Below are 5,583 nucleotides of genomic sequence, written 5' to 3' on the forward strand. Positions count from 1 at the left end.
ATTTGTGCGATTCATACTAGTCATAGGACCTTATCCATCACATTTCCGCCGTTCTTACAAAAAGTACTGACCAAAAAACTTACCGACATTTGTGCGATTCATACTAGTCATAGGACCTTATCCATCACATTTCCGCCGTTCTTACAAAAAGTACTGACCAAAAAGCTTGCCGACATTTGTGCGATTCATACTAGTCATAGGACCTTATCCATCACATTTCCGCCATTATTGCAAAAAGCGCTGACCAAAAAACTAACCCCAAATAATGCCGACATTTGTGCTATTCATAGGACATTTTCCATCGCTGTAACAACCGTGCTGCCTAGGCCTTCCCTTTGTACCGTTAACTGCTGCTTGTATTTTCCTTCACTGATACTGTGCTGCACAGAGGAGACATAATAATTGCCATCAAAGCTAAATCCAGCTCCTCTGACGCACACCACACAAGGGGGGTCAATCACAACACCATATCTGATGGTATCCACTGTAATTTGCCCCGAAAGCACCTTATCGGTGGAGCGATTCACACTTTGTTGAGCTAATTCTTCACCCGCAATGGCGCCATTAGTCGGATCCGTATATAGTACATTCCTCACATTAGGATCATTGGTCAAAATAGGATCTTCAACGGCCATAGGTACAGGCCTTATCGCCTCAAGTATTTCAACCGGAACGGGTTCATCTTCTTCCCCATCCTCTTCTAACATACCGCTCACCGTTTGAGGCAAGGTCGCATCATAGGTTAAGTTAATATCATCCACATTCGTCGATGGCCCCATGTTGACATTTAGCGGTGCACCTTGTGTGTGAAAACTTGAAGGTAAACCAAAATAAAAGGTATTTTCCATGGGAACAGTAGGACGCACTCGATACACAAAACCGGCCAAATTCGCATAGTACTCAATCACACTTAAATCAGTACCATTTTGAATACGCGTTCGCTCTTCAGGCTCCCAAACGGGAATAACCACAGGATCCAGCTCAGGAATAACACCGTATTCAAGGTATTTTTCCACTCTAGAGAGAACAATTTCATCTACCGTCATCGAAGGAAACTCAAAATACTCCTCTTTCAAATCCATTCGACTTAACAGATCTTCTCCAGTAATGGACAAAGTACCAGAACCTGAGCCATTGGTATGATTGAACTCCACGTTAGTAATAAAACCATCAATTAACACAGTAGGAATGGCATTGAGCATCACAGAGATAATGACTCGATTATTGGTTCTGAGCAGATCTGTCATCAACAAAGGATAATCCGGCGTCATCACGTTCTCCCTGTCTGCATTTAAAGACAGCTGAAATGTGGATTTCCCTCTATCCATTATCGATACAGAAACCGATTGAATCGCCTCTGTGATCAACAAAGGTGCAGGCAACGCCACCATAGGGCCTATCAATAAACTGAGCTGTATTCCTGCGTTCATCAACGGTTACTGCCATTTGTTGGCACGCGAATGATTTGGCCTTTTTTCTCCAATTCTATGGGGCTAAATACATTATTAGCATCGGCAAATTTCCATGATAACTTCGCATTTCCCAACGCCGAATAACTCACCTGATCGATCCGCTTCCCTTCAGAAATAATGGTCATCACCGAAGGGACAGTATCGGCATCTTTAATAAAACGCCTCGCCTTATAAATAATGTCGCTGCCATCCGCTAACGTTTCTTGCCTGTCTGGAATAAAATAGTAACGGCTATCTTTTTGAAACATATTGGCTCCTGATTATTATGAGTTATTGTGAGCTAAGCGCTAAAAGCTGCTGTTCTTTGATGGTTAAATGACATTCAAAATAACGTGTTTTAATCATCAAAGGTCAATAAGCCTAGGGAATAATGGCCCCTGTGACTCCAATAGCCCCTTGTGCCAGCGGGGCAATTTGTTCCATTTTTTGCTGGTAAACAATATATTGTTGATAAGCCTGATCCACCGCTGAGACATCATTACAATTCAGTACTCTCATGGTGAGGGCAATCGTGGCGCGAATAGGGTTTAAATGCGCATCAAATAGCTCTTCTGTCACCGAAAACTGAGTGACTTTCACCGGTAACACTCTCGCTTGCCCCCACACAAAAAAAATATTCGGCGTTGCCAGAGGCGCAATTTCCATGACCCCAGTCGCCAACATAGCTTGAGTCGATAACAAATCGCTCGTACTGGGGGTTAACAGCAATTCCAATGCGGCTAATTGAGCATAAACACCATGCTGCACTTCAGTGGATGCATCTTTATTCAACCCCGTAGAAGCATCAAATTCAATAGACACATTAATGGTTTGTGTCGGTGGGCCTTTATACATAATGGCCAAGGTTCTATCTTGCTCCTCTCCACCAGACACATTGGGCGTCAGGCTTCTTTGCATACTGGCCGGATTGTATTGAAAAGGGATCACCTTAGTACTGCCCTCTAAGGAGGAAGCGACTAAAGCCCCTTTGAATAAACTGGACTGGCTAGCAGTTGGCATAGGGCTTCCTTGTTAGTGTGTTTGCCCGCAGCTGCGACACCAGCTCATTAGCAATATTAAAATAATCCTGCATACTGGGATCCAGCACTCCAACAGGCTCATTTGCCAATATCATTTCCATCAAGGCCATAATCTGTCGCTGGCCATAAAGGCCAATATTCGATGGAAGATCGATTTGCTCAATATGGTACTGTGTCACTTGCCTAACGGTGGCCGAAGACGGCGACCTTTTAGGACGACAACCCCGTTTAGGCTGAATAGTCGATGCATTTAGAAACCTTAAGCCCATCCTTGAATCTCCTGTAAGCTCTCCTGTAAACACTTCTGTAAACAAACAGGTTGATCTTGCTTAGCATATTCACTTTTCATCGAAGCTAAGAGATACGATGTCACTTGTCTAGTAGTAGTGGCCGAAGACGGCGATCTTTTAGGACGACAATCCTGTTTAGGCTGAATAGTCGATGCATTTAGAAACCTTAAGCCCATCCTCGAATCTCCTGTACGCTTTCCTGTAAACACTTCTGTAAACAAAGCGGTTTATCTTGCTTAGCATATTCACTTTTCACCGCCAATGGCGATGATGCTTTAGACCAACAATGAACTCTGAAGCGAATGATTCGGCGGAACCACCATTGATCAAAATACCTTAGGCCCATCCTCGAATCTCCTGTACGCAAAGCGGTTTATCTTGCTTAGCATATTCACTTTTCACCGCCATAAGAAAGTGCGTCATTTCAAGGGCGCTTTGAGCCGCAGCGGCATTAAAACAGGCCGTGAGAGTAATGTTTCTGATCATGCCCCCAGAGACGCTCAGTCGTGACAATAGTTTAAAATTCAACTGCCCGATCGGCGCATTATTGGGTATCAGTGTTCGCCAAAGTCGCTCTCGCTCGCAAGCTGTGGGAAACGGAAAGCCAATAACAAACCTTAAACGTCGAATAAAAGCAGCATCAAATGAATCTTTAAGGTTACTGGTTAATATGGCGATCCCTCGATACGTCTCTAAACGTTGCAATAAATAGCTCACTTGAGCATTGGCAAATTTATCATTGCTGGTAGAGACTTGGGTTCGCTTACTGAACAAGGCATCCGCTTCATCAAACAGTAATATGGCCCCTGAACGCTCGGCAGCTAAAAACAGTTGGCTGAGATTTTTTTCCGTCTCGCCAATGTATTTACTCGTTAAATGACTTAAATCCACACGATAAAGATCGAGCTTTAAATGACTCGCTATATACTCAGCTGCAGTGGTTTTACCTGTGCCACTGGCACCATGAAAGAGTGCGACTAAGCCTTTTCCTCGCCCTCCATTTGTACCGAACCCCCATTTTTCATACACTTGAGCCTTGTATTTCACATGAGAGATCATGTTTTCAATACAGGTCGTCTGCAGCGGCGGTAATACAATATTCACGCCTGTTGCCGGCACAATTCTTTCAGCCAGATGATCAAGGGGTTGGTGAGTGTGTTGACGACAGAGCTCCCATAAAGAGACAGGCTCTTTCATCCCTTGATACACATCAACCAATGAGCGAATTTGACTAAAGCTAAGATCAAAATGAGACGAAATGGCTTCTATTTCACTGTGCAATTGAGGATGGGTTAAGTGTGCTTGCCAGTACAATGATTGTTGTTTTGAGCTAGGTTGATACACCTCAAAGGTAAATTGACTACGCAAGTAATGTTGGCGCCGACTGCCACTCATACACAGCACAGAAGACTTCAATAAATTAAAAAAATGATCAATATGGAGCATATGCTCCTCACTATGATCAAGAGACTCATCACATTCCACAATCAATAGATCATGACTCAACAAAATCTCTCTTTGCCACTTAGTCGCAAACTCATATAACTCATTAGGTGCCTTAGGAATAAACCGCCCTTGAAGCAAAATCAAGCGTCTTGATAATTGATGGGCAAATACCACAGCCACATCACGCTTCAATTCATTCAACTCTCCCGTTAACGTCATTAAACACGGCGGTTTTTGTTGGTTATGCTGCCATGTTTGCAACATATTTTTTACAGTTGATTCATTGCTGGCATCCAAGTTCACATTAGCATAAGGAAGCACTTCCACATAAGCTCTTAGCGTTTGATCTTCATCCTGTAATCCCATAATAAAATGCAAAATGCTTTCAGGAACACTGAGGCGAGATTGGGTCAAAGAGGGATTATCTTCTACTTGTATTAAACCATGACGACGTAAGCTTCCGCTGGCCATAATGGCTTGCCATTCAGGGAAGGGCAAAATAGCCAAGGCCAAACTGAAATTAACCACAATCGGCTCGCTAACACCATTGGGATAAAGCAGCTCACTATCAAGTTCAGGAGCAATACACAAAAGCAATAATTGTTGCTCAAATGCCGTTAATTGATAAAGATGGGATAAGTGATCAATAGGCAACAAGGTGTCAATATCACGTTTAAACAACTCCCCAAAAGGAGAATGCTCGCCTTTATGAGCTTGTTCAGCACCATCACAACCATAAGCCTGAGCCAAACGATATTTAATGTATTCAACAAACGCTAAGAGAAAATGCTGATTATCCTCACTATACCGCACTTGCTCGCTATCACTCGCCTTCGGGGAATGATCAATAATCGGCTGTTCCGAATTATCAATAGTAGGCTCTGCAAAAGAGGAAGTATTCTTCATTCAACCACCACCATACTTGTTGCACTATCACTCACCTTTGGGAAACGAGCAATGATAGGCTGTTCCGAATTATCATTGGCAGGCTTTGCGCAGTTATCAGTAGTATGCTCAACAAAAGAAGTAGTAGTATTCATTCAACCACCACCATACTTGTTGCACTATCACTCACCTTCGGGAAACGAGCAATGATAGGCTTTGCCGAATTATCAATGGCAAGCTTTGCGCAGTTATCAGTGGTATGCTCAACAAAAGAAGTAGTATTATTCATTCAACCACCACCATACTTGTTGCACTATCACTCACCTTCGGGAAACGAGCAATGACAGGCTTTACCGAATTATCAATAGTAGGCTCTGCAAAAGAGGAAGTATTCTTCATTCAACCACCACCATACTTGTTGCACTATCACTCACCTTCGGGAAACGAGCAATGACAGGCTTTACCGAATTA

General features: G+C 43.2%; 7 protein-coding genes. All 7 read right to left on the minus strand.

The genetic code is table 11. The features are described from left to right. Positions 1-284: 284 nt before the first annotated feature. Positions 285-1,430 carry a hypothetical protein gene (locus Q0791_RS24150; protein ID WP_299011818.1) on the minus strand — a complete coding sequence of 382 codons (1,146 nt, stop codon included), beginning with the start codon at positions 1,428-1,430 and terminating at the stop codon, positions 285-287. Then, positions 1,430-1,720 (minus strand): hypothetical protein, encoded by a 291-nt coding sequence (locus Q0791_RS24155; protein ID WP_299011819.1) that lies wholly within the window; start codon positions 1,718-1,720, stop codon positions 1,430-1,432. Before Q0791_RS24155 ends, Q0791_RS24150 begins: the two co-directional genes overlap by 1 nt. A gap of 112 nt (positions 1,721-1,832) precedes the next feature. Further along, on the minus strand, positions 1,833-2,471 hold the full coding sequence (locus Q0791_RS24160) for a hypothetical protein (RefSeq protein ID WP_299011820.1): 639 nt from the start codon (positions 2,469-2,471) through the stop codon (positions 1,833-1,835). Continuing rightward, positions 2,458-2,760: a hypothetical protein gene (locus tag Q0791_RS24165; protein WP_299011821.1), complete on the minus strand. Its 303-nt coding sequence runs from the start codon at positions 2,758-2,760 to the stop codon at positions 2,458-2,460. Before Q0791_RS24165 ends, Q0791_RS24160 begins: the two co-directional genes overlap by 14 nt. 357 nt (positions 2,761-3,117) lie before the next feature. Further along, complete coding sequence (locus Q0791_RS24170; protein WP_299011822.1) at positions 3,118-5,133, minus strand: ATP-binding protein; 2,016 nt, start codon at positions 5,131-5,133, stop codon at positions 3,118-3,120. Beyond that, entirely contained in the window at positions 5,130-5,267 is a 138-nt protein-coding gene (locus Q0791_RS24175) for a hypothetical protein (RefSeq protein ID WP_299011823.1), read from the minus strand. Before Q0791_RS24175 ends, Q0791_RS24170 begins: the two co-directional genes overlap by 4 nt. Next, entirely contained in the window at positions 5,264-5,401 is a 138-nt protein-coding gene (locus tag Q0791_RS24180; RefSeq protein WP_299011824.1) for a hypothetical protein, read from the minus strand. The genes Q0791_RS24175 and Q0791_RS24180 overlap by 4 nt, the downstream gene beginning before the upstream one ends. Between the last annotated feature and the right edge of the window lie 182 nt (positions 5,402-5,583).

It is taken from the genome of uncultured Shewanella sp. (assembly GCF_947495455.1).
Classification (GTDB): domain Bacteria; phylum Pseudomonadota; class Gammaproteobacteria; order Enterobacterales; family Shewanellaceae; genus Shewanella.